The sequence below is a fragment of the Arthrobacter sp. 10T425 genome (genome assembly GCF_056393985.1).
This window is the reverse complement of the sequence record NZ_JBFTGZ010000001.1, coordinates 82175-108791: the sequence shown is the minus strand read 5'-3', so window position 1 is coordinate 108791 and position 26617 is coordinate 82175. Positions and strand designations below refer to the sequence as shown.

The 26617-nt window shown below is 67.7% G+C and carries 25 protein-coding genes and 2 tRNA genes; 3 read left to right on the top strand and 24 right to left on the bottom strand.

The annotated features are described in order from the left end of the window. Positions 1-310 precede the first annotated feature (310 nt). The 3 genes from AC1DDH_RS00550 to AC1DDH_RS00540 are packed head-to-tail and all read right to left on the bottom strand — an operon-like array spanning position 311 to position 3938. Positions 311-1753, bottom strand: a complete 1443-nt coding sequence (locus tag AC1DDH_RS00550; RefSeq protein WP_476954611.1) for a class I SAM-dependent methyltransferase — start codon at positions 1751-1753, stop codon at positions 311-313. Beyond that, on the bottom strand, positions 1750-2511 hold the full coding sequence (locus AC1DDH_RS00545; protein ID WP_476954610.1) for a DUF1365 domain-containing protein: 762 nt from the start codon (positions 2509-2511) through the stop codon (positions 1750-1752). Before AC1DDH_RS00545 ends, AC1DDH_RS00550 begins: the two co-directional genes overlap by 4 nt. Next, positions 2508-3938, bottom strand: a complete 1431-nt coding sequence (locus AC1DDH_RS00540) for an NAD(P)/FAD-dependent oxidoreductase (RefSeq protein ID WP_476954609.1) — start codon at positions 3936-3938, stop codon at positions 2508-2510. Before AC1DDH_RS00540 ends, AC1DDH_RS00545 begins: the two co-directional genes overlap by 4 nt. Positions 3939-4255: 317 nt before the next feature. Here AC1DDH_RS00540 and AC1DDH_RS00535 point away from each other — a divergent pair, with 317 nt between their 5' ends. After that, on the top strand, positions 4256-5176 hold the full coding sequence (locus AC1DDH_RS00535) for a LysR family transcriptional regulator (RefSeq protein ID WP_476954608.1): 921 nt from the start codon (positions 4256-4258) through the stop codon (positions 5174-5176). Between the two features lie 93 nt (positions 5177-5269). Here AC1DDH_RS00535 and AC1DDH_RS00530 read toward each other — a convergent pair whose 3' ends face one another. Continuing rightward, positions 5270-6667, bottom strand: coding sequence for an aldehyde dehydrogenase family protein (locus AC1DDH_RS00530; RefSeq protein ID WP_476954607.1), 1398 nt, complete (start codon positions 6665-6667; stop codon positions 5270-5272). Between the two features lie 110 nt (positions 6668-6777). Here AC1DDH_RS00530 and AC1DDH_RS00525 point away from each other — a divergent pair, with 110 nt between their 5' ends. After that, positions 6778-7284, top strand: a complete 507-nt coding sequence (locus tag AC1DDH_RS00525) for a DUF2004 domain-containing protein (protein WP_026537142.1) — start codon at positions 6778-6780, stop codon at positions 7282-7284. Between the two features lie 193 nt (positions 7285-7477). Here AC1DDH_RS00525 and metE read toward each other — a convergent pair whose 3' ends face one another. Next, entirely contained in the window at positions 7478-9820 is a 2343-nt protein-coding gene (gene metE, locus AC1DDH_RS00520; protein ID WP_476954606.1) for a 5-methyltetrahydropteroyltriglutamate--homocysteine S-methyltransferase, read from the bottom strand. 58 nt (positions 9821-9878) lie between these two features. Further along, a complete protein-coding gene (locus AC1DDH_RS00515; protein ID WP_476930808.1) occupies positions 9879-10853 on the bottom strand; it encodes a methylenetetrahydrofolate reductase in 975 nt (324 codons plus the stop codon). Between the two features lie 430 nt (positions 10854-11283). Between AC1DDH_RS00515 and AC1DDH_RS00510 the strand changes: the two genes are divergently transcribed. Further along, positions 11284-11481, top strand: coding sequence for a hypothetical protein (locus AC1DDH_RS00510; protein ID WP_018773338.1), 198 nt, complete (start codon positions 11284-11286; stop codon positions 11479-11481). A gap of 17 nt (positions 11482-11498) precedes the next feature. Here AC1DDH_RS00510 and AC1DDH_RS00505 read toward each other — a convergent pair whose 3' ends face one another. The 18 genes from AC1DDH_RS00505 to rplU all read right to left on the bottom strand — a co-directional run bounded on the left by AC1DDH_RS00505 (position 11499) and on the right by rplU (position 26425). Next, positions 11499-12701, bottom strand: coding sequence for an ROK family transcriptional regulator (locus AC1DDH_RS00505; RefSeq protein ID WP_476954605.1), 1203 nt, complete (start codon positions 12699-12701; stop codon positions 11499-11501). Between the two features lie 155 nt (positions 12702-12856). Then, positions 12857-14002 carry a class I SAM-dependent methyltransferase gene (locus tag AC1DDH_RS00500; protein ID WP_476873740.1) on the bottom strand — a complete coding sequence of 382 codons (1146 nt, stop codon included), beginning with the start codon at positions 14000-14002 and terminating at the stop codon, positions 12857-12859. Positions 14003-14102: 100 nt separating this feature from the next. Then, positions 14103-15218, bottom strand: coding sequence for an NAD(P)-binding domain-containing protein (locus tag AC1DDH_RS00495; RefSeq protein WP_476954604.1), 1116 nt, complete (start codon positions 15216-15218; stop codon positions 14103-14105). Between the two features lie 14 nt (positions 15219-15232). Continuing rightward, positions 15233-15592, bottom strand: coding sequence for a zinc ribbon domain-containing protein YjdM (locus tag AC1DDH_RS00490; RefSeq protein ID WP_476873738.1), 360 nt, complete (start codon positions 15590-15592; stop codon positions 15233-15235). An 83-nt stretch (positions 15593-15675) separates the two neighbouring features. Beyond that, a complete protein-coding gene (locus AC1DDH_RS00485; RefSeq protein ID WP_476873737.1) occupies positions 15676-16473 on the bottom strand; it encodes an amino acid ABC transporter ATP-binding protein in 798 nt (265 codons plus the stop codon). After that, entirely contained in the window at positions 16460-17125 is a 666-nt protein-coding gene (locus AC1DDH_RS00480; protein ID WP_476856903.1) for an amino acid ABC transporter permease, read from the bottom strand. The genes AC1DDH_RS00485 and AC1DDH_RS00480 overlap by 14 nt, the downstream gene beginning before the upstream one ends. A 36-nt stretch (positions 17126-17161) precedes the next feature. Further along, a complete protein-coding gene (locus tag AC1DDH_RS00475; protein ID WP_476873736.1) occupies positions 17162-17983 on the bottom strand; it encodes an amino acid ABC transporter substrate-binding protein in 822 nt (273 codons plus the stop codon). 219 nt (positions 17984-18202) lie between these two features. Continuing rightward, a tRNA-Ala gene (locus tag AC1DDH_RS00470) sits at positions 18203-18278 on the bottom strand. Positions 18279-18459: 181 nt separating this feature from the next. Then, positions 18460-18532: transfer RNA gene (locus AC1DDH_RS00465), tRNA-Ala, on the bottom strand. Positions 18533-18694: 162 nt separating this feature from the next. Then, complete coding sequence (gene rsfS, locus AC1DDH_RS00460) at positions 18695-19096, bottom strand: ribosome silencing factor (RefSeq protein ID WP_018773346.1); 402 nt, start codon at positions 19094-19096, stop codon at positions 18695-18697. Positions 19097-19160: 64 nt separating this feature from the next. After that, positions 19161-20429, bottom strand: coding sequence for a hypothetical protein (locus AC1DDH_RS00455; protein ID WP_476954603.1), 1269 nt, complete (start codon positions 20427-20429; stop codon positions 19161-19163). A gap of 7 nt (positions 20430-20436) precedes the next feature. Further along, positions 20437-21120 (bottom strand): nicotinate-nucleotide adenylyltransferase, encoded by a 684-nt coding sequence (nadD, locus tag AC1DDH_RS00450; protein WP_476850133.1) that lies wholly within the window; start codon positions 21118-21120, stop codon positions 20437-20439. A 55-nt stretch (positions 21121-21175) separates the two neighbouring features. Further along, on the bottom strand, positions 21176-21415 hold the full coding sequence (locus AC1DDH_RS00445) for a hypothetical protein (protein ID WP_230011093.1): 240 nt from the start codon (positions 21413-21415) through the stop codon (positions 21176-21178). An 80-nt stretch (positions 21416-21495) separates the two neighbouring features. Further along, the gene (locus AC1DDH_RS00440; RefSeq protein WP_476850134.1) at positions 21496-22881 is read right to left on the bottom strand and encodes a glutamate-5-semialdehyde dehydrogenase; all 1386 of its coding nucleotides are present in this window, start codon (positions 22879-22881) and stop codon (positions 21496-21498) included. Between the two features lie 26 nt (positions 22882-22907). Next, positions 22908-24095, bottom strand: a complete 1188-nt coding sequence (gene proB, locus AC1DDH_RS00435) for a glutamate 5-kinase (protein ID WP_476850135.1) — start codon at positions 24093-24095, stop codon at positions 22908-22910. After that, positions 24085-25674, bottom strand: coding sequence for a GTPase ObgE (gene obgE, locus AC1DDH_RS00430; RefSeq protein ID WP_079555434.1), 1590 nt, complete (start codon positions 25672-25674; stop codon positions 24085-24087). Before obgE ends, proB begins: the two co-directional genes overlap by 11 nt. Before the next feature lie 117 nt (positions 25675-25791). Next, a complete protein-coding gene (gene rpmA / locus AC1DDH_RS00425; RefSeq protein WP_009372867.1) occupies positions 25792-26055 on the bottom strand; it encodes a 50S ribosomal protein L27 in 264 nt (87 codons plus the stop codon). A gap of 61 nt (positions 26056-26116) precedes the next feature. After that, positions 26117-26425: a 50S ribosomal protein L21 gene (rplU, locus tag AC1DDH_RS00420; RefSeq protein WP_018773353.1), complete on the bottom strand. Its 309-nt coding sequence runs from the start codon at positions 26423-26425 to the stop codon at positions 26117-26119. Positions 26426-26617 lie beyond the last annotated feature (192 nt).

Genomic DNA, 26617 nt, shown 5'->3' with positions numbered 1-26617 from the left:
TAGTGCAAGAGCCTCATGTGGACCCCAAGATGATGTATTACAAGTATGTCATTTAACCCACCTTTAATCCACAGGAGGGGGCCCTCCAAATGTCCGGATTTCCGCCATTTTGGCGGACGAAATCCACACCCTGTGGAGTAGTTAGCCACATTAATCACGCCCGCGTGTCGCACCGCAGACGGCGTGTCGCGCGCCGCCGCGGGGACCCGGATTGGTGGCGCCGGCCACTACATCTGGTGTCCGGGCACACGAAAGAGGCGGGCACCGTGGTGCCCGCCTCAAGCGATTCGTGATTGTTCTAACACCGGGGCTAGGAGGCGGAGTCGAGCACGATCTGCTGCACGTCGAGGTAGCCCGTTTCAAACCCGGCCCGGGAGTAGCAGAGGTAGAACAGCCACATCCGCTGGAAGACCGCGTCGAAGCCCATGGCCCCCACCTCGTCCTCGCGGGCCATGAACCGCTCTTCCCAGAGCCGCAGCGTCTGGGCGTAATGCTCACCCATGGCGAGGCGTTCGCGGACGCGCAGTCCGGTCTGCTTCGCCGTGATGTCCTCGATGGCGCGGACGGACGGAATGACCCCGCCCGGGAAGATGTACTTGTGCACCCAGGTGTAGCTGGTGCGGGTGGCCATGAGCCGGTCGTGGGCGATCGTGATGGCCTGGATGGCCACCTTGCCGCCCGGGGCCAGGACCCGCTCGATGGTCTGGAAGTAGGTGGCCCAGTATTCGAAGCCGACGGCCTCGATCATTTCGACCGAGACGACGGCGTCGTACTCGCCCTCCACGGCGCGGTAGTCCTTGAGCTCGATCGTGACGGCGTCGGCGTAGCCGGCCTCGGCCACGCGCTGGCGGGCCAGTTCCTGCTGCTCGCTGGAGAGCGTCACGGAGTAGACGGTGGCGCCGCGGGCGGCGGCGCGCAGGGCAAGCTCTCCCCAGCCGGTGCCGATTTCCAGGACCCGGGTGCCTTCCTTCACGCCGGCCTTGTCCAGCAGCCGGTCAATCTTGGCCCGCTGCGCTGCGGCCAGCCCGTCCCAGGCCACGTTCCGCAGGGCGTCGCCGCTTTCCGGGAAGAGGGCGCTGGAGTACGTCATGGTGCTGTCCAGGAACGAGGCGAAGAGCTCGTTGGAGAGGTCGTAGTGCCGGGAGATGTTGGAGCGGGTGTTCTTCTCCGTGTTCCGTTCCCTGCGCGGCTGGCGCGGCAGGTACAGGCCGCGCAGCTTCTGCAGCGGCTCGGGAACGAGCGTGCCGACGCGGGAGGCAAACACCTCCATGACGGCGGTGAGGTCATCGGCGTCCCAGTCTCCGGCCATGAAGGACTCGCCCAGGCCGATCAGGCCGCCGTCGCCGAGGCGGGTGGCGAAGGCAACGGGTCGGTTGATGGTCATGACGGGATAGCCGGCGGCAGCCTGGTCAGAGTCGGTGCCGGCGGGTACCTGGTCGGAGGGAGCCGTGCCCAGTGCTGCTTTGCCCAATACTGTGCCGTCCGGGTACCGGACTTCCAGCGGCAGCCTGCGCACGGCCGCCTTGAAGATGGCGTCCGCAGCGCGTCCGGCCACACGGGCCTTGAGGCTCGAGGGGACCGTGGCGATGCTGGGCCAGATGGCGGCGTCGATGGTGGCGGGAGGCTGGGGAACGGTGTACGGCACCCTGCTGGTGACGAGCCCGCTGTCGACGGCGCTGCCGTTTACTGCGCTGCTGTGAGTGGTGCCCTGTGCCCGTCCCGTACCGGATCCGGTCGCTTCGGTCATTGTCACTGAACTGCCTCCTGTGAAGGGTGGTGTGGTTTTTTGATGATGGGCAGGCGGCGCGCCCACAGTTTGATGCCTTGCCAGCGGATCTGCGCCGCGACACGCAGCGGGGCCGCGGGTACGGCGAGCGCCGCGGCCACGATGTTCCGCACGCCCGCTTCGCGCCGGACGCCGTCCATGGTGGCGATGAAGGGCTGCTGTCCCTCCCGTTCCAGGACGATCGATACGGCGAGCCGTTCGCCGGGTTCGGGGAGCTTCATGCGATATTCGCCGTCGACGTCGTTGAACGGCGAGACGTAGAACGCCTTCGGGACGCTCGCCCTGCCCGTGGCGTCGGTTTCGAGGAGATAGCAGTGCCGCTCCCCGTACGTGTTGTGGACCTCGGCGACGACGCAGCGCAGCTCACCGGAGGCACTATGGCACCAGAACACGCTCAGCGGGTTGAACACGTGCCCGAACACCCGGGCGCTGGCAAGCATGGTGATGCGTCCGCCGTCGAGCTTTATCCCCTGGGTGGCAAGGTAGCTTTCCACGTTGCCGCGCAGGGTGCCGTCCGGATCGCCGAGGTGGTCCTCCACCCGGAATCCCGCCAGCGGCCGCAGCAGGCGAGGCAGCTGCGGGAGATGGTCGACGTCGACATACCAGCTGTAGCTGCGGTAGGTAAACGCGTTGCGCAGCGGAGTCCGCCGCACATGGGCGATGGCAGTGCGGTAGATGGCCGCGCCGTGGAGGGCGGCCGGATGGATGGTGGCCGGCGCGCTCATGGCACCTCCACCGCGGCCGGCTGGACTGCGGCCGACTGGACTGCGGGCGGGGCGAGATCCGGGTCCACGGCCACCGTGCCGATGTTAACAGTGTCGCTGTTGACCGGGCCCCAGCCGCGGCCGAGCCGGGCGGCCGCCTTGAGACCGGACAGGGCGCCGTCCTCGTGGAATCCCCAGCCGTGGTACGCGCCGGCGAAGGCCAGCCGCCCGTCGCCGAGTCCGAGGATCCGCTGCTGCGCCGCCAGCGACTCCGGGGTGTACTGCGGGTGCTCGTAGACCATCCGGTCCAGGACCGTGGCGTCGTCGATCAGTTCGGATTCGCCGAGGCTGACGATGTACCGGCCGCCGTCGACGGGTTCCAGCCGTTGCAGCCGGGTCATGTCGTAGCTGACCAGGACCTTGTCCGGCCGCGCGTCGCAGGACGGCAGCCGGTAGTTCCAGGAGGCCTGGGCGTTGGGGCTGGCCGGCAGCACGGCCTCGTCACGGTGGAAGAGCGTCTGGTTCACCGAATACGGCATGCCGCCAAGGGCGGCCCTCTCGGCCGCCGAGGCGTCGGTGAGCATGCGCAGGGCCTGCGCCGGGTGGGTGGCGATGACGACGGCGTCAAAGGTCTCGCGCACGGTCCCGGCACCGAGCGCGGACGTGACGTCGACGCCGTCGGCGTGCCGGTGCACCGTGGTGACCGGGCTGGCGAGCCGGATGTCCGGCAGGGTCGCGGCGACCTTGTTGACGTAGCTGCGCGAGCCGCCGGTGACGGTCCGCCATTGCGGGGAGCCCTTGACGCCGAGCAGGCCGTGGTGGCCCAGGAAGGTGAACAGGTAGCGGGCCGGGTAGGCAAGCGCGGTGGTGGGGTCGCAGGACCAAACGGCGCTGACCACGGGGGTCATAAAGTGCGAGATGAAATAGCTGCTGAACTTCTCCTGGGCCAGGAACTCCCCCAGGGTGAGCTCGTGTCCGGCGAATGCCGTGCCTGTGGCGGGTTCGGCCAGCAGGGCGCGGGCCCGGCGGTGGAACCGGGTGATTTCCAGCAGCATCCGCAGGTAGCGGCCACGCAGCAGGGTGGACGGCCGGGGAATGATCCCGCGCCCCTTGGCCCGTGCGCCGGCGTATTCCAGCCCGCAGCCGTCGCAGCGGACGGACATGCTCATTTCGGAGTCCTGGGTTTCGACGCCGAGCTCGGCGAACAGGCGCAGGAGCGTGGGATACGTCCGTTGGTTGTGGACGATGAAGCCGGTGTCCACGCCCAGCGTGGGTCCGTTCTGCTGCGGCACATCGTGGGTGTGGGCGTGGCCGCCGAGCCGGGAGTCGGCCTCGAAGAGCGTTACCCGGTCCTGCCCGTTCAGCACGTACGCGGCGGTCAGCCCCGCCACTCCGCTGCCGATGACGGCGACGCGCCGGCCTGCCGGAATCCCTGCTGCTTGCGACACTGATCTGCTCCTGTTGTCTGGCCCGAAGTCTCTTATGGGCAATTCGGTGCCGTCGGGCGGCCGGATGAGTATGAATGTGGAATTTTTCAGTTCTGCTGTCAGACCCTCGCCAGTGACGCCGTCAGCTGCCACTCGAGTTGGGTTCCTCGGATTCTCCTGCATGTGCCCGGCCGCGCAGCGCAGACTTTCCGTGCGGACATTCCGGCAGACACATCAGCACGCAGACCAGCACGGCCGCCGGAGGGCCGGATATGCCACAATGAAGCGGGAATTCCGGTCCCGTCTCCGTGGACCCGCAACCAGGCGAAGGGCAGCCCTTGATCAACCCCGTCCATCTCCGGACCCTTGTGGAAGTGATCCGGCTTGGATCGTTTGCGGCCGCCGCCACCCGGTTGGGCTACACGGCTTCGGCCGTCTCCCAGCAAATGTCGGCACTGGAACGCGACACCGGCGTCACCTTGTTCCAGCGCGCGGCCCGCAGCATCCAGCCGACCGAAGCCGCCGTCGTCATGACCCGGCACGCTGCCAAGGTCCTGACGGACATCGAGACGCTGATGGCCGCCGCCTCCCGGGCGCAGGAAAGTCCCAGCCAGGAGCTGCGGCTGGGCATCTTCCCGAGCCTCGCCACCTATGTGCTGCCGCCGATCCTGCGGAACCCGGCCTGGAAGAAGCTCGGCATCGACCTGCGGGTCTCGGTCGCGGAACCGGCCCAGACCATCCAGGGGCTGCGGGCCGGCGGCGAACTCGACGTCGCCCTGGTGTACCAGGTGGGTCAGTCCGGCCTCGCCTGGCCGCACACCGTGGACCGGCAGTGGATCGGCGACGACGACTTCCGCGTGGTGCTGCCGGCGGCCTGGGGCATCGGGACGGATTCCAAGGTCGCCGCGCCGCATCTATCGGACATGCCCTGGATCATGCACCACCCCGGCACGTCCGACGCCACGGTGATTGAACGGCTCTTCGCGAGCTGCAACCTGCACCCCCGCGTGGTGGCCTACAGCGATGACTTCCACGCGAGCCTTGAGATGGCCGCCGCCGGGCTCGGCGCCGCCCTGGTCCCCGAGCTCGCCCTGCGGCACCGGCCTGCCGGCGTGGTGGTCCTCGATGTGCCGGAGATCCGGCTGGCACGGAATGTTTTCGCCCTGCTGATCAACGAGAAGCGGACGGCCCAGGTCCAGCTGTTCGTGGAGCTGCTGGCGGAGACGATGCACCGGCCCGGGACCACGGGAAGGGACTGAGCCGAAGGGCCCGGGCTGAAGGCGGAACGGACCGGGCAGCGGTTGGTCGAGGTCGAATGGGCCGGCGTGGAGGCCCCGTTAGGCCGGCGCCGTTCAGCGCCGCCTGGCCCGCTTCCCGACCGGCGCCACGAGTGCGTCGATGATCCGGTGCTTGGTCCGGGTGTACGGCGGGTAGATCAGTTCCAGCGTGTCCGGCCACAGCGGCTTGTCCAGGGTGGGGCGCTCATGCGAGAACGTCCGCACCGAATGTTCCCCGTGATAGGCCCCCATGCCGCTGCCGCCGACCCCTCCGAAGGGAAGCCCGGGGACTGACAGGTGGGCCGCCGGTACATCGAAGCACAGGGCCCCCGACGAGGTCCGCCCGGCGAAGGCGCGGCGCGTCTGCGGATCGTTGCTGAAGACGTAGAGTGCCAGCGGCTTGGCGCGCCCGTTGACCTCCTCGATGGCCGCGTAGAGCCCGTCCACGGGCACCAGTGGCAGCAGGGGTCCGAAGATTTCTTCCGCCATGACGGCGTCGCCGGGCGCCGGGCGCAGCAGGGTCGGCGCAAAGTAGCGGCTGGCGGCGTCGCGCTGTCCGCCGTGCACCACCGTGCTGGCGTCGGCGAGGGCCGCGAGCCGTGCGAAGTGGCGGTCATCGACGATCCGGCCGTACGACGGGCTCGCCGCCGGGTCAGGTCCGAAGAGCGCCGTAACGGCCTTGATCAGCTCGGCCTGCAGCGGCTCCAGGACCTCCTCCCGGGCCAGGACGTAGTCGGGTGCGACGCACGTCTGCCCGGCGTTCATGAACCGGCCCCAGGCGATGCGTTTGGCCGCCGTGGCCAGGTCCGTGGATGCATCGACGTAGGCCGGGGACTTGCCGCCGAGCTCCAGCGTCACCGGGGTCAGGTGCTCGGCCGCCGCGCGCATGACCACCTTGGCCGCGGCTTCTCCCCCGGTGAAGAAGATGTGGTCGAAGCGTTCGGACAGGAGGGCGGTGGTCTCCGGGATGCCGCCCTCAACCACTTCGGCGGCGCCGGCCAGGTATTCGGGAATCCAGCGGGCCAGTACGGCCGAGGTGGCCGGGGCATGTTCGCTCGGCTTGAGGACCACGGTGTTTCCCGCGGCCAGGGCGCCGGCGAGCGGGGCGAGCAGCAGTTGCAGCGGGTAGTTCCACGGCCCGATCACCAGCACCACGCCCAGCGGGGTGAGTTCGGTCCAGGCGCGGGCCGGCCGCACTGCCAGCGGCACCGGCACGCGGCGGGGCCGCAGCCAGCCTTCGAGGTGCCGCTCCAGGTGCGCCGCCTCGGCGTCCACGAACCCGATCTCTGCGAGCTGCGCCTCGGTGTGGTGCTTGCCCAGGTCGCGGGCGAGGGCTTCGGCGAAGTCCGCGTGCCGCTCCGCGAGCATGCGCCGCAGCCGGCGCAGCTGATCCAGCCGCCAGGTGAGCGGGCGGGTGGTCCCGGCGTCGAACGCGGCCCGGGCACGGCCGACGGGTGAGATTACATGCTGCATCCGATCAATGTACAGTCATGCGGCCGTCCGCCGGTCCGGTACCGGTGACTCCGGTACGGAAAACCCTGCCAACGCTGGAATGGTCCGGTTTTCAGGACTATGTTGAAGATATGAACAAGGTAGCGAGCAAGCACTTCGGCGAGGTCGAGCTCAACCACGGACGGGAGCATAATCTCACCGCCACGCATGAGCTGGCGGGCCAGACCGTGGAGCTTGACCTGAATGTCAACGCGCATGACCATTTCGATGAAGCGGCCATGCATAAAGTTGACTACCGCCTGCGCTTCCTGCCCGAACTCGTGGACCAGGTCCGCGAAATGATCGCCGAGGAACTGGACCAGGAAGGCACCAGTCCGCAGGAGTACCGCCACTTCCATTGCAACGCGATCAAGGACGAACACCTCAAGAAGGTCTTCGGCGTCGAGGACAAGAGCCAGCTGACCGACGAGGTCTTCCTCAAGGCGCTCAAGCTCGGCCACGTGGGCATCTACCCCGGCCAGCCGGAACGCTACTTCGTCCTCGATTTCACGCTGGGCCAGCACTTCACCGACGAGGTCCTCGTCGCTTCCGCGGATGAGGACGGCGTCGTCGACGACGAAATCCTCTGGGAGTCCTGACCCGGGCATCCTGAGTCGCTGGCAGTCCTGCATCGACTGCTCCGTATATGCCCTTCCGGGCGCTCAAAACGGCGGCTGCCCAGCAATCGATGATCAAGAACGTACGACGCCGGCCGGTCACCTTGGAGGGTGACCGGCCGGCGTCGTTTGTGCGTGGAGCGGGCTCCTTGACGGCTGCTTGCCTGGTGGCCTGTTACTTGGCGGCTGAGAGCAGTTCGGCGCGGACGGTCCTGGTGGCCGTGACGAGGTTGCGCAGCGACTCTTCAGTCTCGGCGTAGCCGCGGGTCTTCAGGCCGCAGTCCGGGTTGACCCAGAGCTGGCGGGAAGGGACGTGCTTGACGGCGGTGCTGAGCAGTTCGGTGACTTCCTGTTCGCCCGGGACCCGGGGCGAGTGGATGTCGTAGACGCCCGGGCCAACGCCGCGGCCGAAACCGTGGGACTCGAGGTCGTGGACGACCTCCATGCGGGAGCGGGCGGCCTCGATCGAGGTGACGTCGGCGTCGAGGCCGTCGATCGCGTCGATGATGGCGCCGAACTCGGAGTAGCACAGGTGCGTGTGGACCTGGGTGGCGTCCGCGGCACCTGCGGTGGAGAGCCGGAAGGACTTCACGGACCAGTCCAGGTACGCGGCCTGGTCGGCCTTGCGCAGCGGCAGGAGCTCGCGCAGGGCGGGCTCGTCCACCTGGATGACCTTGATGCCGGCCGCCTCGAGGTCGGCGATCTCGTCGCGGAGGGCCAGCGCCACCTGGTTGGCGGTCTCGCCGAGCGGCTGGTCATCGCGGACGAAGGACCAGGCCAGGATGGTGACCGGGCCGGTGAGCATGCCCTTCATCGGCTTGCTGGTCAGGGACTGCGCGTACTCGGCCCACTTCACCGTGATCGGGGCGCTGCGGGTGACATCGCCCCACAGGATGGACGGGCGGGTGCAGCGCGAGCCGTAGGACTGGACCCAGCCGTGGACGGTGACGTCGAAGCCATCGAGGTTCTCGGCGAAGTACTGGACCATGTCGTTGCGCTCGGGCTCGCCGTGGACCAGGACGTCGAAGCCCAGCTCTTCCTGCAGCTGAACGACGCGCTTGATCTCGTCCTTCATGAGCTGCTCGTACTGCTCCGAGGTGAGGTCGCCGCGGTTGGCGCGGGCCCTGGCGGTTCGGATTTCGCCGGTCTGCGGGAAGGAGCCGATGGTGGTGGTGGGCAGCGGAGGCAGGTGCAGGGCCTTCTCCTGGGCTGCCTCGCGGACAGCGTAGGCGGAGCGGTTGAAGTCGGCGCCCGTCAGGGCGGCGGTGCGGGCCCGGACGTCGCTGCGGCGGACGCCCTCGGCCCCGGCGCGGGAGGCGATGACGCGGGTGGCCTCGTCGATGGCGGGCTGGACGGCTGCCTCGTCGGTCAGCAGACCGGCGAGGGTGACGACTTCAACGGCCTTCTGGTCGGCGAAGGCCAGCCAGCTACGCAGCTGCTCGGAGAGTTGGACTTCCTCGTCGACGTCGTGCGGGACGTGCTGCGTGGAGGTGGAGGTGCTGATGGCCAGCTTGGCCACCGACTTCTTCAGTTCGGCGATCTTCTTCGCGGAGGCGGCGAGGTCGTTGCGCCAGATGTTGTGGCCGTCCACGACGCCGGCGACGAGGGTCTTGTTGCCCAGCGCGGCCAGGGCAGCGGCGGACGGGACCTCGCCCTTGAAGACGTCCAGGTGCAGGGCGTCGATGTCGGTGGCGGCGAGGGTGCCGAGCTGGCCGTTGAGCGCGCCGTACGGGGTGGAGACGAAAAGCTGCGGACGCCGGGCCGCGGCGGCCAGGGCCTCGTAGGAGCGGGCGACGGCGGCCTGGATTTCCACGGCCGGGGTGCCCTGGTCCACCACGAGGGCGGGCTCGTCGAGCTGGACCCAGCTGGCGCCGGCGGCGGCGAGCTTCTGAAGCAGCGCCGTGTAGACCGGGAGGACGTCCTCCAGGCGGGACAGCGGGCTGAAGCCGGCCGGGGCGTCGTCGGAGGCCTTGCTCAGCAGCAGGAACGTCACCGGGCCGACGATGTACGGGCGGGTCTCGACGCCGTTGGCGAGAGCGTATTCGAATTCCTCGACGATCCGGTTCGAGGTCAGCGCGAAGTTGGTTTCCGGCCCGATTTCCGGCACGAGGTAGTGGTAGTTGGTGTCGAACCACTTGGTCATTTCCAGTGGCTGCTGGTCCTTGTTGCCGCGGGCCAGGGTGAAGTAACCGTCGATGTCGAGCTGGCCCTGCGCGTTGAGGAGGTTCCCGAAGCGGGCCGGCACAGCGCCGAGGTGGGCGGCGGCGTCGAGCACCTGGTCGTAGTAGGAGAAGGTGCCGGGCACCGCGGCGGCTTCGGTCAGGCCCAGACCCTGGAGCCGCTTGGCGGTGCCGAGCTGGATTTCCCTGGCGGCCGCGTCCAGGGCTGCGGCGTCGATCTTGCCGGCCCAGTAGGCCTCGACGGCCTTCTTGAGTTCGCGGCGGCGGCCGATGCGCGGGTAGCCCAGGATCGAGGCGGCCGGGAACGGAGTGGGGTTGAGTGTGTTCACTGCAGTCATGGGAAGTCCTAAGTGTTGGTGGTGTGGTGCGGAGGGAAGTTGTGTTTTCCTGGGGCGCTCAGCTGGCGAGCTGGCGGCGGCTGGCCGTGTGCCGGTTGCCGCCGTTCTTGTTGCCGCGGTGCGGGCGGGGCAGCGCGAGTTTGTCCAGCACGTCCAGGGCCGCGGCGTGCTCATTGAACGTGTAGAGGTGGATGCCGGGGGCCCCGGCGTCCAGGGCTGCGTTGGCGAGATCAACGGTGGCGCTGACCCCGATCCGGGTCCGTTCGGCGTCGGTGTCGGCAGCCGCGAGGCGTTCGATGAGTTCCGGGGCCGGTTCGACGCCGGTCAGTTCCCCGAGCCGGGCGAGCCGCCGGAGGCTGGTGAGCGGCATGACCCCGGGAATGATCGGGATGGTCACCCCGGCCCGGCGTGCCCGGGCCAGGAGGTCGGCGTACTGCTCGGTGTGGAAGAAGACCTGGGTGATGGCGAAGTCGGCGCCGGAGCGCTGCTTGGCCAGCAGGACCTCGACGTCGTGCGCCTCGCTCGGGGATTCCGGGTGCCGGGTCGGGTAGGCGGCGACGCCGACCGCGACCCTGCCGGCGCACAACAGCGCCGAACGGCGCTGCTCCACGCGGCGGATGAGTTCGATCAGGTCCTGGGCGTACCGGAGCGATCCCGGCGGCGGGGTTTCTCCATCCTTGGGCCGGTCGCCGCGGAGGGCGAGGATGCCGCGGACGCCGACGTCGAGCAGTTCGCCGATGATCTCCGCCAGTTCCTGCGGGGAATTCCCCACACAGGTCAGGTGGGCCAGGGGCCGGAGCGTCGTTTCCTGCACGAGCCGGTTGACGAGATCGACGGCGGTGCTGCGGTTGGAGCCGTTGGAGCCGTAGGTCACGGACACGTAGTCCGGGTCCGTGGCTTCCAGTTCGCCGATGGTGGTCCAAAGGGATTCCGCGGCTGCGGGCGACCGCGGCGGGAACAGCTCGTAGGACAGCGCAACAGGGGCCGCGCCGGCAAGATTGGGATGGGTATCGATAAGGCTTGGTGGTGACATTTGCGTCCTTGGCTTTGAACACTGCCGCCGGGAGATCCGGAAGCCCCGAAGGACCGGAACCAGAAACGGAAACTCCGTCGTCAGTGAATTGAGTTTGGGGAACACGGAGGGAACTTCAGCAGGGCGCAGCCGCGACTGTTACGCCTGATACGAAGTTGTCCGTGAGCAAATGTCAGGCCCACATGGGGGCACCCACACCCTCCTGGGCCGCCCGGGGGCAGCTTTCAGCGGAGGATCGCTGACACGTTACTGAGGTAACTTGTATAGAACTCTAAGGCCGGGCCGTGGGGCCTTCAAGTCGGGCCCCGAATTAAGACGCACCTTTACGGCCGTTTGAGGCGCCGGGCAGAACAATGTTCGCCCAAGGCGCCATTTTCGCCCCACGCGGCCCGCTCTCCCCAACGCATCCGGGCAGGACTATCCTGTTGCCATGATCCAGCTTCCAGCCAGCTATCAGCAGTATCTCGCCGGCAAGAGCGAGAGCTTCATCAACACCGTCCGGCCAGTCCTCATGCAGTCGGCCGCAGAGAGGTTGCACGGGGTCCGGATTCTCGTGCTTCCGCATGGCCACCAGGCGCATCTGGATGACACCATCCCGTATGGGACGGTGGTTGAGGACATCGACTGAGCCCGGTTAGCCTTTGTCTAGTCCCCCAGGAGCAGCCGCTGGGAACGCGGGGCCAGCGTGTGTTCGAGCACCAGGCAGGCCGCACCGACGGCGCCGACGTCCTCGCCTACCCCCGTGCCCACGACTTCGATCCCATGGATCCTCCGGGTGGCACTGTTCGCCTCAACCAGACCGGGGACCAGCTCGAGGTAAGCCGCCGAGAGGCAGGTCCAGAACGGGCCGCCGAACACTACCCGGTCCACGTCCAGGGCGTTAGTGACGACCGACACCGCACGGGCCACGAGCACTGCGGACCCACGAATGATTTCCTTGGCCTCGTCGTTGCCGGCGTCGGCGATCGCGCACAACTCGGCGAACCGTTCCTGAACTGCCGGTGCGCTCCTGTCCTGGCGTGAACCATTCAATATCCCGGCCGCCTCAGCCTGCGCCACGAGGACCTGCGGAATGGCGGAGGACTTCACGCAGCCGCGCTGCCCGCAGTCGCAGAGGGCACCGCCCGGGTCGACGATGATGTGCCCGATTTCCCCGGCGTTGCCCGAGGTCCCGCGGACGACTTCATCGTTGAGCACGATCCCGCAGCCGATCCCGGTCCCCATATACATGAAGACGAAGCTGCCCTCGCCGCTGGGGCCCCCGGCCCAGGTTTCGGCCACGGCTGCGCTGGTGACGTCCTTGTCCATGAGTGTCGACAGGCCCGTGGCTTCCGCGAGGCCATCCCGCAGCCCCACGTGGTCCCAGCCCGGCAGCAGCGGCGGGTCCACGACGGCGCCTTCGTTGAGGTCGATGGGCCCCGGCGACGCAACCCCGAGCCCGGCGATCCGGTCCGGGTCCACCCCGGAGTCCAGGATGAGCCTCTTGATTTCGCCCGCGATGGTGTCAATGACAGCACTGGGGTCGGTGCCGGGCGGGGTGGTGATCCGTGAGTGCCGGACGACGGCGCCGAGCAGGTCCAGCACGACGAACGTGAGGACGGCCGGGTCCAGGTGCACGCCCACGGCATACATCCCCGCGGGATTCAGCCGGAGCATGGTCCTGGGCTTGCCCGGTCCGGTGCCTTCCTTGCCTGCCTCGACGATCAGGTGCTGGTCCAGCAGGCGCCGGGAAATGTTGGAGATGGTCTGCGGCGAGAGTCCGACAATCTGGGCGAGTTCCACCCGGCTCAGCCCGCCGGGCGTGCGGCGGATGGCGTCGAGGATGACTGTGAGGTTGAAGTCGCCCATCTTCGGTAGGTTGGTCCCTCGCCTCGGCGAGGGTTGCCGGAACTCGGTCACTGATACCTCTAAACGTTTTGGCCACGCACAGCAGTTGTCAGAATCGTACGTTACGTGCAGGCGTGCGCCCACACTTGCGCTTTACCGACACAAAGTTTCTTGCGTCAAGGCCGCCGGGTGCTGGCCGTGACCGTGAATTTTGGATTCCTGCCGGCCTCGCGGGTGGGACCGATCAGCCGTTCCAGGGCCGGCCGGTAGTGCAGGTGGCTGTTGAACACGGTCCAGAGCTCCCCGCCCGGGGCAAGCACCCTGCCGGCCGCTTCGATCAGCTTGATCCCCGCGCCGGAGTGGACCGCCGCTTCCAGGTGGAAGGGCGGGTTGAGCAGCACCAGGTCCGCGCTGGCGTCCGGGAGGGAGCTCATGGCGTCGTCCTGAAGCACGTCGATCCGACCGTCCAGGCCGTTGGCCCGGGAGGTGGCCAGGGCTGAGTCGACGGCAGCGGCGGACCGGTCGGTAGCGGTGACGCGGGCGCCGGGGTTGGCGCGGGCGTACATCGCGGCGAGGATTCCGGTGCCGCAGCCAAGGTCGACGGCATGGGTGGCGTGTGGCATCCGGGGCAGGAAGTCCAGCAGGAACCGGGTCCCGATATCCAGCCCGGTGCCGGCAAAGACGGCGCCCCGGGCGCAGACCGTGAGGCCCAGTTCGTCGTTGACCTCAGTGACCGGGAAGGGCAGCGCGGCCGGGACCGGCCTGGGGCTCCGGGCCAGCAGGAGCCGTGATTTCTGCCGCGCCAGCTGGGGCTGGACATCCTCGAAGTAGCGCGCCAGGACGGCGTTCATGCCCAGGCCCATGTGTTTGACGCGTCCGCCCGCGACCAGCACCACCTCGGGCGCCGCGTAGCGGGCCACGGCGTCGGCGATTTCCTCAAGTTCCGCCAGGGACCGGGGCAACTGCAGCAAGACCAGGGAGGCTCCCTCCAGCAGTTCGGCGCCCAACGGGAGGTGCTTGAAGCCACCGTCGATGCCCAGGGCCTCGGCGTTCGCCCGCAGTGCCCGTTCACCGGTGATGAGGTCCTGCTGGACGCGCACAGCGTCCGCCCCGAGGTTCAGTGCGCCGAGGGTGAGGGCACCGTACCGGTCCCCCACCACCGCGAGCCGGCCGCCGGGCTGCAGCAGGCCGGCCGCGGGCATCTCAAGGGCAGAGTCCAGCAGGAGTCTGTCCGTCGCGTCCCAGGCCTGCAGGTTGTCGGCCTCGACGTCCGGGAATCTTCTCAGCCGGGCAAAGAGGGATTCGAAGCTGTTGTCCGCCACGCGCGTTGTGCCGCCGTTTCTTCTCGGGCTTGGGTATGGGTGCTGGCAGTGGGAGCCGGGTGTGAGGCCTCCCCCGGCGCTGCTCTGCAGGTCTTACGTTTTACGTTATACCGGACCGGGCCAGCAAGGGGACGATTCCGGCGACGGCGGCCCGGCCGGCCCGGTTGGCGCCGATGGTGGACGAGGAAGGCCCGTAGCCGACGAGGTGCACCCGCGGCTCGCCCGCGACCTGGGTGCCGTTCATCGCGATGCCGCCGCCGGGTCCGCGCAGGTGCAGCGGGGCGAGGTGTTCGAGTTGGGCACGGAATCCCGTGGCCCACAGGATGACCCCGGCGGCCAGGAAGCTGCCGTCAGCCATCCGGACCCCGTCGGGTTCGATCGCGGTGAACACGGGGTGCCGGTCCAGGACGCCGCGCGCTGCGGCTGCGCGCAGGGCCGGGGTCCAGAGCAGGCCCGTCACGGAGACGACGCTCTGCGGCGGCAGGCCCTGGCGCACCCGCTCCTCGACCAGGGCGACGGCGTCGTGGCCGGCCTGCCGGTCGAACGCGGCCTCGCGCCAGACCGGTACCCGGCGCGTGAACCATGTGGTGGTGGTGACCTTGGAGATCTCATCGAGCAGCCCGACGGCCGAGATCCCGCCGCCGACGACGATGACGTGCTGCCCGCGGAATTCGTCGGCGGAAACGTAGTCGGCGACGTGCAGCTGCCGGCCGCGGAAGCTGGCCTGGCCCGGATAGATGGGCCAGAATGGCCGGGTCCAGGTGCCGGTTGCGTTGATGAGGGCGCGGGCAGAGAACCGGCCGCGGGAGGTTGCGATGCTCAGCCGCCCGGCGGGGTCATCGTCCTCGCGGCTCACCGACTGCACTTTGACCGGCCGCTCAATCGCGAGGCCGAGGTCGTGCTCGTACCCGCCGAAATAGCGGGTGAGGAAACTGGAGCTGGCCTCGGCGGGGTCCACATCGGGCTGCGGGATTCCCGGGAGGTCGCTGATGCCGTTCACCGTGGCCATGAGCAGGCTCTTCCAGCGGTGCCGCCAGGCTCCGCCGGGCCCGTCCTCGGCGTCGAGCACGATGTACGTCCCGGCCGCGGCCGGGCCGGCCGGGTCAGCGCCGGCCGGGACGAAGCCGCGGCGCTGAAGGTGGTAGGCCGCCGACAGGCCCGCCTGGCCGGCGCCGACCACGACGACGTCGGCCGCCCGCACCGTCTCTGCGGTCACGGTCGTGTCCCCGGTCAGATCTTCTTGACGACGCTGGACTTGAGCTGCATGGGGCCCACGCCGTCCACCTTGCAGTCGATGTCGTGGTCTCCAACACCGTTGACCAGGCGGATGCCGCGGACCTTGGTGCCGACCTTGATGACGGTGGAGCTGCCCTTGATTTTCAGGTCCTTGACCACGGTGACGGTGTCGCCGTCGGCGAGGACGTTGCCCACCGCGTCCTTGATGACCGCGGCCGCAGGGGCGTCGGCGTCTGTGTCAGTCTCCGCGGATGCCGACCATTCGTGCGCGCACTCCGGGCAGACCAGGAGCGCCCCCATTTCGTAGGTGTATTCGCTGGAGCATTCGGGGCATGGGGGCAGGGAGTCGTTCACCCGACCAAGTTTAGTCGCCGCCTGTGCCCATCCCTGTGCCCGCCCGAATTCCCGCCGCTTTTTCTCGCCGCTGGCGGGGCGCCTTAGAACGGGTTCAGCAGGCGGTCCACGAACTGCCGAGTGCGTTCCTCCTGCGGGTCCCGCAGTACGGTATCGGGGTGGCCGCGTTCGACCACCACGCCGCCGTCCATGAAGATGACCTCGTCGGCCACCTGACGGGCGAACGCGAGCTCGTGGGTGACCACCACCATGGTCCAGCCTTCGTCCGCGAGTTCCTTGATGACGGCCAGGACCTCGCCCACGAGCTCGGGGTCCAGCGCAGAGGTGGGCTCGTCGAAGAGCAGCAGTTGCGGGCGCAGGGCGAGGGCACGCACAATGCCGACGCGCTGCTGCTGGCCGCCGGAGAGCTCGAACGGGTAGCTGTTCTCCTTGCCGGTCAGGCCGACGCGGGCCAACAGGTCCCGGGCCTCCTGGATCGCGTCCGCCTTGGGCCGCTTCTGCACCTGGACGGGGCCCTCGATCACGTTCTCCAGGACGGTCTTGTGCGGGAAGAGGTTGTAGTGCTGGAACACCATGGCGCTGCGGTCCCGCAAGGCCAGCACCTGCTTCTTCGCCACCGGTGTGGCAAAGTCCACGGTCAGTTGCCCCGCGAATTCGGCGACGCCGGCGTCGGGCACTTCGAGGCCGTTCAGGCAGCGCAGGACTGTCGTTTTTCCTGATCCGGACGGCCCGATCAACGTGACCACTTCGCCGCGGCGGACTTCAAGGTCGATGGATTTGAGCACAACATGGTGGCCGAACGACTTGCGCAGGCCCGTGACGGTCAGGAGCGGCTCGTCCGGGACAGGAACGTCAGAGGGTTGAGGTTCAGTGGGCGACATAGCGGTCCAATCTCTTCTCCAGGACGGACTGTCCGCTGGCGAGAACGAGGCAGATGACCCAGTAGATCACGGCCGCCTCCAGATATAGCAGCATGAACTCCTGGCTGAAGGCCGCCACCTGCTGCGCCACGCGGAACAGTTCGGTGACGAGGATCAGCGACGCCAGCGACGTGTCCTTGACCAGGCTGATGAAGGTGTTCGAGAGCGGCGGAACCGAGACCCGGGCGGCCTGCGGCAGGATGATCCGCACGAGCGTCTGCCGGCGCGACATTCCGATGGTGTGGCCGGCCTCCCACTGGCCCTTCGGAACCGACAGGATGGCCGCCCGGATGACCTCCGCGGCATAGCCGCCGACGTTCAGGGAAAACGCGATGATGGCGCTGGGCCAGGGGCTGATGGTGATTCCGACGGAAGGGAGCCCGTAGAAAATGACGAACAGCTGGACCAAAAGCGGGGTTCCGCGGATGACGGAGATGTAGGTCCGCGCCACCGCCGAAACCAGGCGGTTGCGGCTCAGCCGCATGAGGGCCACCACCAGTGCCAGCAGCAGGCCCAGGCTGAACGAGGCCAGCGCCAAGGGAATGGTGCCGAAGATCGCACCCGTCAGGAGCGGGCCCAGCGATGACCACACGAGTTCCCAGTTGATGCTCATGCCCGGACGCGGCGTTTCTCTGCGGCTTGCACAGGGCTACTTCGAGACGTCGGCGTCGAAGTACTTCTGGGAGATCTTCGTCAGGGTGCCGTCGGCCGCCAGCTCGCCGAGGGCCTTGTTGATGGCATCGGTCAGGCTGGTGGATCCCTTGCGCAGGGTGAACGCGCTCAGCGACTTGTCGGTGGTCTCGGCGGCAATCTTGATGTCGGCGTCGTGGTCGGTCTTCTGGGAGTCCAGGTAGGTCAGCTTGTCGTTGATGGTGGCATCGACGCGGCCCTGCTTGAGCAGCGTGATTGCCTGCGCCCAGCCCTCGACGGCCTCGACGTTCGCGCCGCTCTGCTGCGCCAGCTTGTACCAGTTGCTCGTCAGGGACTGCGCCGTGGTCTTGCCCTTGAGGTCGTCAAAGGAGTGGATGCTGTCGTTGTCCGACTTCGTGACGAGCACGCCGGTGCTCACCGTGTACGGGGTAGAGAAGTCGTACTTCGCCTTGCGCTCGTCGGTGATGGAAACCTGGTTGGCGACGACGTCGAACCGTTTGGCGTCGAGGCCGGCGAAGATGGCGTCGAACTGCGTCTCCTGGTAGGAGGGCTTGACGCCCAGCTTCGCGGCGACGGCGTTCATGATCTCCACGTCGTAGCCCGTCAGCTCACCGCTGCCGTTGGCGTGGAACGTGAACGGCTTGTAAGTGCCTTCCGTGCCGACCTTGAGCACGCCTGCGCTCTTGACGTCGCTGAGGGAGGTGTCCGCACCGGCTGCCGGCGCTGAGCTGGCCGGGGTGGTGGACGCCGACCCGCAGCCTGCCAGGGCGAGTCCTGCAGCGGCGATGAGGCCAATAACGGAAAGTCGTGTGCGCTTCATGATGTTCCTTAGTCGTGGAGCCGGAAATGGCCTTCCAGCTAAGCCGCAGGGCGGCTGTCTCCTAGCGACGATAGCAAGGTCCAGCTCAGGGTGGAGAGCCTAAATGACAGTTTATGACGTCCGGTCATGAGACGGTCTTGACGGATGCGACTTTCGAAGTCCTGCACAGCTGCGGAGGGTACGAAAAAGGGAACCACCGCCTGGCGGTGATTCCCTTTCTGGTGGAGCTGAGGGGACTCGAACCCCTGACCCCCTGCATGCCATGCAGGTGCGCTACCAGCTGCGCCACAGCCCCTCATTTGCCTGGAAGTTTCATCCTCCCTGAAGCAACCTGAATAGCCTAAACCACAAATCGCGTTCGCGCTAATCGGCGCGCTGACTCATGGAACAGGGGTGCGGAACGGGGCACAAAATCCAACATGGAACCGGGCACAAAAAAATCCGCCGGAATCTTTCGATTCCGGCGGATTGTCCGGTGGAGCTGAGGGGACTCGAACCCCTGACCCCCTGCATGCCATGCAGGTGCGCTACCAGCTGCGCCACAGCCCCGAATTTTCGCTGCTCCGAGCATGTCTGCCGACGTGCGATGTTCCGGTTTTTTGTCCGGATTTCTCCGAAGCAACTCAAATATCTTAGACCAGCCCTCCGGAAAATTCCAAATCGGGCATATTCGGCCCGGTTTGGCGTCCGGAGGTGGCCTGAACGCGGGCGCTACTCCGTGTCGGTGCCGGCGGTGGCCTTGGCGGAGGCGTCGTCGCCGAGCTGCAGATCGACGACGGGGCAGTCTTTCCACAGGCGCTCGAGGGCGTAGAACACGCGGTCTTCCTCGTGCTGGACGTGGATGACGACGTTGGAGTAGTCCAGCAGCACCCAGCGGCCGCCGGAGCGGCCCTCGCGGCGGACGGGCTTCTGGTCAAACTTGGAGAGCTCGTCCTCGATGCCGTCCACGATCGCGTTGACCTGGCGTTCGCTCGGGGCCGAGGCAATCAGGAAGACGTCGGCCAGGGCCAGCCGTTCGCTGACGTCCAGGGCCACGATGTCCTCGGCAAGCTTCTCCGAGGCAGCGCGGGCTGCGTGGCGGGCGGTAGTGATGGATGAATCGGTTGCAGTCACGGGACTCCTTGTAGTGATGAAAAATTATGGTGATGAAAATGTGGCGCCAGTGGCGGCCTGAGACCTAGTGGGCCAGCCCGGTGACGATCAGCGTGATGCCGGCGATGAGGGCAACGATCCCCAACGCCAGGACGCCGAGCTGGAGCATGCGCAGGCGGCGCGCCCGGCCGAGTCCGGCGGTAGCGGCATCCAGGGGTTCGAGCCCGTAGGCGGCATTCGCGGCCACGGGTTCCCCGCCCACGAGTCTTTCCTCGGCCTCCCCCGCCGCGTTTGCAGCGTTTGCCGGCCGTGCCGTTCCGGCTTTCGCGGCTGCTTCCGCACGGGCCAGGACGCCGGCCCTGCCAGCGGCAGAGCCCGTGGCGGGACCTGCGGCCTTCTGGCGGGAGATGCCCGGCCGCCGCAGGCCGGGTTTCCGTGGCGCGTCCACGCGCGGACCCGGGTTGGTGACAACCGGAACGTACGACGTGGCAGGGCGCTTCATGACGGGCCGCTCCACGCCGGGAACCTTCTCGAATTCCAAGGGTGTGACCATGGCCAGGTTGTTGGCCGTGGTCGGATCGTTGCGGGGCGCCGCCGGCTGGCTGTTTTGTTCGGCAAGCTTCTGCTTGGCGGCGGCGCGGCGGTTCAGGATCGCGGCACGCTCGGCGAGGGCGATCTGCTCGGCCAGGACGGCCGGATCAACGGCATCCGGATCCGTGGCCGCAATGTGTTCCATCTTGGCCACTTGGTTCTTGGCCTGCTCCGCGAGGAGTTCGCGGGCGGCCAGCGCCTGCTCCAGGGTCATGCCCTCGGGCGTCGCCCCGCCCGGTCCGGCGCCGTCGGCCGCGGGAGCCTTGGGCGCAGCGGGGTCCATGGGCGCCGGGGCGGCCGCCCCAGCCGGGGCAGCCTCCTTCGGGGCGGCGCCCTTCGGGGCGGCGTCCTTCGGGGCCGGGGGAACCACCGGGGTGGCCCGGGTCCGCGGCGACACCGGGACAATGGTGTTGGCCTGGGTGGCCGGGGCAGTTTCGGTCGCCAGCTCCAAAAGCCTCAACTGGCGTCGCGTGGGCGGCCCTCCGCCGGCCAGCTGGCCTTCCTTCTCTGCGAGTTCCTTGATGGTCCGCAGCGCGGCGCGGTCCCGTGCCCGGACCTGGGAAGACCGCTCAGTGCCGGCGGGCACAGAATCGGCGGGCACAGAATCAGCACGCACAGAGTCCACCGGGGCGTCGGCAACGCGACGGCTCCGGCCGGTGATTTCGGCCTCCGTCGGCTCGCCCGGGCCCGGAGTGTCCAGACGTTCATCTCTGGCCTGCCGCAATTCGCGGCGGCTGCGGATGGGAGGCTGTTCCTGACTCATGGCAAACTCATTCAGTGCTGGCTGGTTGGGTTATCTCAAAGGCTGGATCGTGCTGTGCTGGGGCAGTCCCTGCCGCGCCGTTTCCGGCGTTGGCGGTCCCGGCGTGTCCGGCTTCGAGGCGATCGGCGTCGGGGCTGGCGTGGTACAGGCCATACTTGGCGATGTACTGGACCACCCCGTCCGGCACGAGGTACCAGACCGGGTTGCCTTCGGCCACCCTCGTGCGGCAATCCGTGGAGGAAATGGCCATGGCCGGGACCTCTAGGAGGCTGACGTCTTTGCGGCCCATGCCGTCCAGGACGTGGCCCGGCCGGGTTACACCCACGAAGTGCGCGAGGGACCAGAGTTCATCGATGTCTTTCCAGGACAAAATCTGGGCCAGGGCGTCCGCGCCGGTGATGAAGAACAGATCGGCGTCCGGACGCAGGGTCCGCAGGTCACGCAGGGTGTCGATCGTGTAGGTCGGTCCCGGACGGTCCACGTCCACCCGGCTCACGGTGAAGCGCGGGTTCGAGGCCGTGGCGATGACTGTCATGAGATACCGGTGCTCGGCTTCGCTGACCTTCTTGGCCATCTTCTGCCAGGGCTGTCCGGTGGGCACAAAAACGACTTCGTCGAGGTCGAACTTGGCCGCGACCTCACTGGCCGCGACAAGGTGTCCGTGGTGGATGGGGTCGAACGTGCCGCCCATCACACCCAGACGCAGGCGGCGCTGGGCGCCGCGCTGCTTCGTGGGGGCGGAAATATTAGTGACCTTGGCCGTGATCGTGCTTGTTCGGGTGCTGGCGGTGCGGGTCCGAGTGCTCCTCGACAGCCACGTGGCGCCGTCCCAGGTTGGAGTAGGACAGGGTGATCAGCAGCAGGACCACCAGGATCGCGAACATGGTGCCGCCAATGACAAACGGCGGTGCAATGAGCGGTGCGAGTTCCTCGTGGCCCGATTCGCCGGCGGCGGCGACGAAAGTGGCGATCTGCTGCGACAGCATGTTCTCCCCTAGTGAGTTCAAAATTTGACGACGGCGGAGGTGTCCGCCGTTCCGGTCTTCCGTTCCATGTTACAGCGTTGCTAGCCCCGGATCTGGCCCTCGCCCTGCACGATCCACTTGGTCGTGGTCAGCTCGGTCAGTCCCATGGGGCCGCGGGCATGGAGTTTTTGGGTGGAAATGCCCACTTCGGCGCCGAGGCCGAGCTCGCCTCCGTCGGTGAAGCGGGTGGAGGCGTTCACGATCACGGCCGCCGAATCGACCTCGGCGATGAAGCGCTCGGCGTTGGCGAGGTCGTTGGTCAGGATCGCTTCGGTGTGGCCGGTGGACCACTTGCGGATGTGCCTGACGGCCTCGTCCAGGCTGTCCACCATGGCCACGGCCAGGTCCAGGTTCATGTATTCGGTGGCCCAGTCGTCTTCCGTGGCCGGCACGGACTGGACCGAGGCCGGCAGGGCGGCGCGGATGCGCTGGTCCACGTGCAGGGTGACCCCGGCAGCCCGCAATGCGGCGGCGACCGCGGGAAGGACGGTGGACTTGGAGTGCACCAGGAGAGTTTCGACGGTGTTGCAGACGCTGGGCCGCTGGGTCTTGGCGTTGAGGAGGATGTCCACGGCCATTTCCTCGCTGGCGGAAGCGTCCAGGAAGATATGGACGTTGCCTTCACCGGTCTCGATGACCGGCACGGAGGAGTTCGTCACGACGGCCTGGATCAGCTCGCGCCCGCCGCGGGGAATGAGCACGTCCACCCGGCCGCGCGCCCGCATGAGCGCGTTGGCGCCGTCGCGGCCGTATTGGTCCACGGATTGGACGGCGTCGGCGGGCAGGCCCACTGATTCCAGCGCATCCCGGAGGATGGTGATCAGGGCGGCGTTGGTGGCAGCGGCGGCGGATCCGCCGCGCAGGATGACGGCGTTGCCGCTCTTGAGTGCCAGTCCGGCGATGTCGACGGTGACGTTCGGGCGGGCCTCATAGATCGCGGCCACCACGCCCATGGGTACGTTGATCTGGCGCAGGCGCAGCCCATTGGGGAGGGTCTGGCCCCGCACGACGTTTCCGACGGGATCGGGCAGGGTAGCGAGGTTTTCCAGTGCGGCGGCGAGTGCCGTGATGCGTGACTCGGTCAGCGTCAGGCGGTCCAGCAGGGCGGCGCTGGTGCCGGCGGCCCGGCCGGCCGCGACGTCCTTGGCGTTGGCGGCCAGGATCTGGTGCTTGTGATCCACAAGCGCCTTGCCGACGGCGCGCAGGCCCCGGTCCTTCCAGGCCCGGTTGGCGCGTGCCATCCTGTGGGCAGCGTGGCGTGAGCGGTCTGCGACCGCGTGGACGGCTGCTTCGGTCTCCGTTGCCGTGCCAGGGGCCGCTGCCGGATCCGGCGCCGCCGCGAACCCTTGGGCGGGCGCGGCGTTACCGGCGGGAACGGTGCCGGCAGGCACATCAGTCACGGCAGCGGAAGTCAGGGCCTCAGTCATGCTTCCAGTTTAGGCGTCGGGGGAACCTAGACCAGCACCAGGTCGTCAACATGAACAACTTCGCGGTCATATCCGCGGCCCAGTGCCTTGCCGAGCTCATGGGTGGAGCGGCCCAGCATCTGGGGCAGCTCGGCGGCCGAATAGTTGACCAGCCCGCGGGCAATCACCGTGTTGTCCAGGGACACCATCTCCACGGCGTCGCCGGCCTCGAAGTCGCCCTTCACCGCGGCGATTCCGGCCGGCAGAAGCGAGGTGCGGCGGTCGCGGACGGCCTTGACCGCGCCGTCGTCGAGCACCAGGGTGCCGCGCACGGATGCCAGGTGGGCCAGCCACAGGAGCCGGATCGGCTTGCGCGCGCCGTTGACGGAGAACCATGTGCCCACGTCCTCGCCGGCCAGCGCGGCGGCCGCATTGGCCGTGGATGTTACGAGGGCGTGGATACCCGACCCCGCGGCGATGCTGGCGGCTTCGACCTTGGTGACCATGCCGCCCGTGCCCACACCGGCCTTGCCGGTGCTGCCGATCGAGACGCCGTCGAGGTCGTGGGGGCCGGAGACGTGCGGAATCCGCTTGGCGCCGTGCGACGGCGGACCGTCGTACAGGGAGTCGACGTCGGAGAGCAGCACGAGCGCGTCGGCGCGGACCAGGTGAGCCACCAGGGCAGCGAGGCGGTCGTTGTCGCCAAAGCGGATCTCGTGGGTGGCTACGGTGTCATTTTCGTTGACCACCGGGACAACGCCGAGGTTCAGCAGCCGGTCCAGCGCGCGGAACGCGTTGGTGTGCTGGCTGCGGCGCATGAAGTCATCGGCGGTCAGCAGCACCTGGCTGACGGTGACACCGTGCGCGCCGAAGGCGTGGGTGTAGCGGGCCATCAGCAGGCCCTGACCCACACTGGCGGCGGCCTGCTGGGTGGCGAGGTCGCGGGGGCGCTTCTCAAGGCCGAGCGGGGCGAGGCCGGCGGCGATCGCACCGGAGGACACCAGGATGATCTCCGCGCCCGCGTTGCGCTTGTGCGCCAGGGCGTCGGCGAGTCCGGTCAGGGCCTCTTCGGAGATCCCGCCCTTGATGGACGTCAGCGAGGACGAGCCGACCTTGACGACGATCCGGCGCGCACCTGACAGCGCGGTGCGGTCCGGGGCGTTGATGGCCTGGGCCTTGAGGTCTTGAGCGCTGAGCGGCTGGGACCGGTGCTCGACGACGGCCTTACTCGTCATCGGCTTCGCCCAGTCCACTCTCCTTGAGCGGCTGCCGCGCGCGGCGGCTGCTGACGGATTCGGTCCAGATGCCGGCCTTGCGTTCGGCTTCGAGCTCGGCGCGGGCGGCGGCCTTGGCGTCGCGGCGTTCCTGCTGTTCGTCGCGCTTCTGGCCACGCGTCGGGCGGTCGCCGATGTCGGCGAAGCGCACGTCGGTGCCGCGGGGCGAGGCGAGCAGCTCAGCACCGGCCATCATGGTCGGCTCCCAGTCGAAGACGACGCCGTCGTCCTCGCCGATGACCACCATGTCGCCCGGCTTGGCGCCCTGCTTGAACAGTTCATTTTCGACGCCGAGCTTGGCCAGGCGGTCGGCGAGGTAGCCGATCGCTTCCTCGTTGGTGAAGTCTGTCTGCTTGACCCAGCGCACGGGCTTGTCGCCGAGGACGCGGAAGAGCGGCTCAAGGTTCTTTTCCTCGCGGCGGATCGTGAAGCCGGTCTCGTTGACGGCGCGGGGGCGCAGCACGGGGGCGTGTACCTTCGGCGGGGTGGCGGCGACGGCGTCGCGGGCGGCCTTGACGATTTCGGCCATGGCGAAGCCAAGCTGGCGGAGGCCTTCGTGGCTCGTCGCCGAGATTTCGAAGACCTTGTAGCCCCGGGATTCGAGCTCCGGGCGGACGAACTCGGCCATGTCCTTGCCATCCGGCAGGTCAACCTTGTTCAGGGCCACGAGGCGGGGGCGGTGGTTCAGCGGAACGACTTCGCCGTCGGACCCGCTGTAGCTCATGTCGACGGCGTACTTCTCCAGCTCGGCCTCGATGATGGCGAGATCGGAGAGCGGATCGCGGTCCGATTCGAGCGTGCCGCAGTCCAGCACGTGCACCAGGGCGGCGCACCGCTCGACGTGGCGCAGGAAGTGGTGGCCCAGGCCCTTCCCCTCGCTGGCACCCTCGATCAGGCCGGGGACGTCGGCAATGGTGAAGCGGACTTCACCGGCCTGGACGACACCCAGGTTGGGGATGAGGGTGGTGAAGGGATAGTCCGCGATCTTGGGCCGGGCGGCGGACATTGCGGCGATCAAGCTGGACTTGCCGGCGGAGGGGAAGCCGACGAGGGCGATGTCGGCGATGGACTTCAGTTCCAGGACGACGTCGCTGGATTCGCCTTCGATGCCGAGCAGCGCGAAGCCGGGCGCGCGGCGCTTCTGGGAGGACAGCGAGGCGTTGCCGAGGCCGCCAATCCCGCCGGCAGCGGCGATGTATTCGTCGCCTTCGGCCACGAGGTCGGCGATGACTTCGCCGGACTTGGACTTCACCACGGTGCCCACCGGCACCGGAAGGATCAGGGTTTCGCCGTTTTTGCCGCCGCGCCAGTCGCCCATGCCAGGGCCGCCGTTGGTGGCGTGCCGGTGGGGCGCGTGGTGGTAGTCGAGCAGGGTGGTGGTCTGGGGGTCCACGCGCAGGATGACGTCACCGCCGTTGCCGCCGTTGCCGCCGTCGGGACCGCCGAGGGGCTTGAACTTCTCACGGTGGACGGAGACACAGCCGTGACCGCCGGTACCGCCGGATACGTGCAGTACTACCCGGTCTACAAAGCTCGCCACGTGGATCTCCTCAGTGCTGTTCCCCGGACCCCCAAAGAGGCCCAAGATGATTGTAATGCGGTTAAAACACCGGTGGAGCGGACCTAATGGCCCGCCCCACCGATTTAGAACTTATTGTTACTCTGCAGCTGCAGCAGCCACGATGTTCACAACGCGGCGACCACGGCGGGTGCCGAACTCGACAGCACCGGGGGTCAGGGCGAACAGGGTGTCGTCCCCGCCGCGGCCTACGCCGGCGCCCGGGTGGAAGTGGGTGCCGCGCTGGCGGACGATGATCTCGCCTGCGGAAACTACCTGGCCACCGAAGCGCTTAACGCCGAGGTACTGGGCGTTGGAGTCACGACCGTTGCGAGTGGAACTCGCGCCTTTTTTATGTGCCATTTGAAATGCCTGCCTTCAAAAATTCTGGGGAATCTGCTGGAACCTGAACAGTAACGAAGAGTTACTTGATACCGGTGATCTTGACCTTGGTCAGTTCCTGACGGTGGCCCTGACGCTTCTTGTAACCGGTCTTGTTCTTGAACTTCTGGATGACGATCTTCGGACCACGGAGGTCTTCGAGGATCTCAGCCGTAACCGTTACCTTGGCCAGGTCCGCAGCAGCAGACGTGACTTTGTCACCGTCCACCAGGAGCAGTGCGGGCAACTCAAAGGTGCTGCCGGCTCCACCGGGGACGCGGTTCAGGGTAACGAAGTCTCCAACGGAAACCTTCTCTTGGCGGCCGCCTGCGCGGACAATCGCGTACACCACTGGGGAACTCACTTCTCTCGACGTTTATTACTAGATTTGCGTGCGGAACCAGGGGCCAAATTGTTTGGACCGGCTCACGCTGTGCCTCAACGCCGGTGGATTCCCCGGGGGAACCCATGAGCTATCCCCGGAACAAATCCATTTGGAATTCCAAGCGGACTGTTCTCAGGGTCATAACCCAAGTGTTGGCGT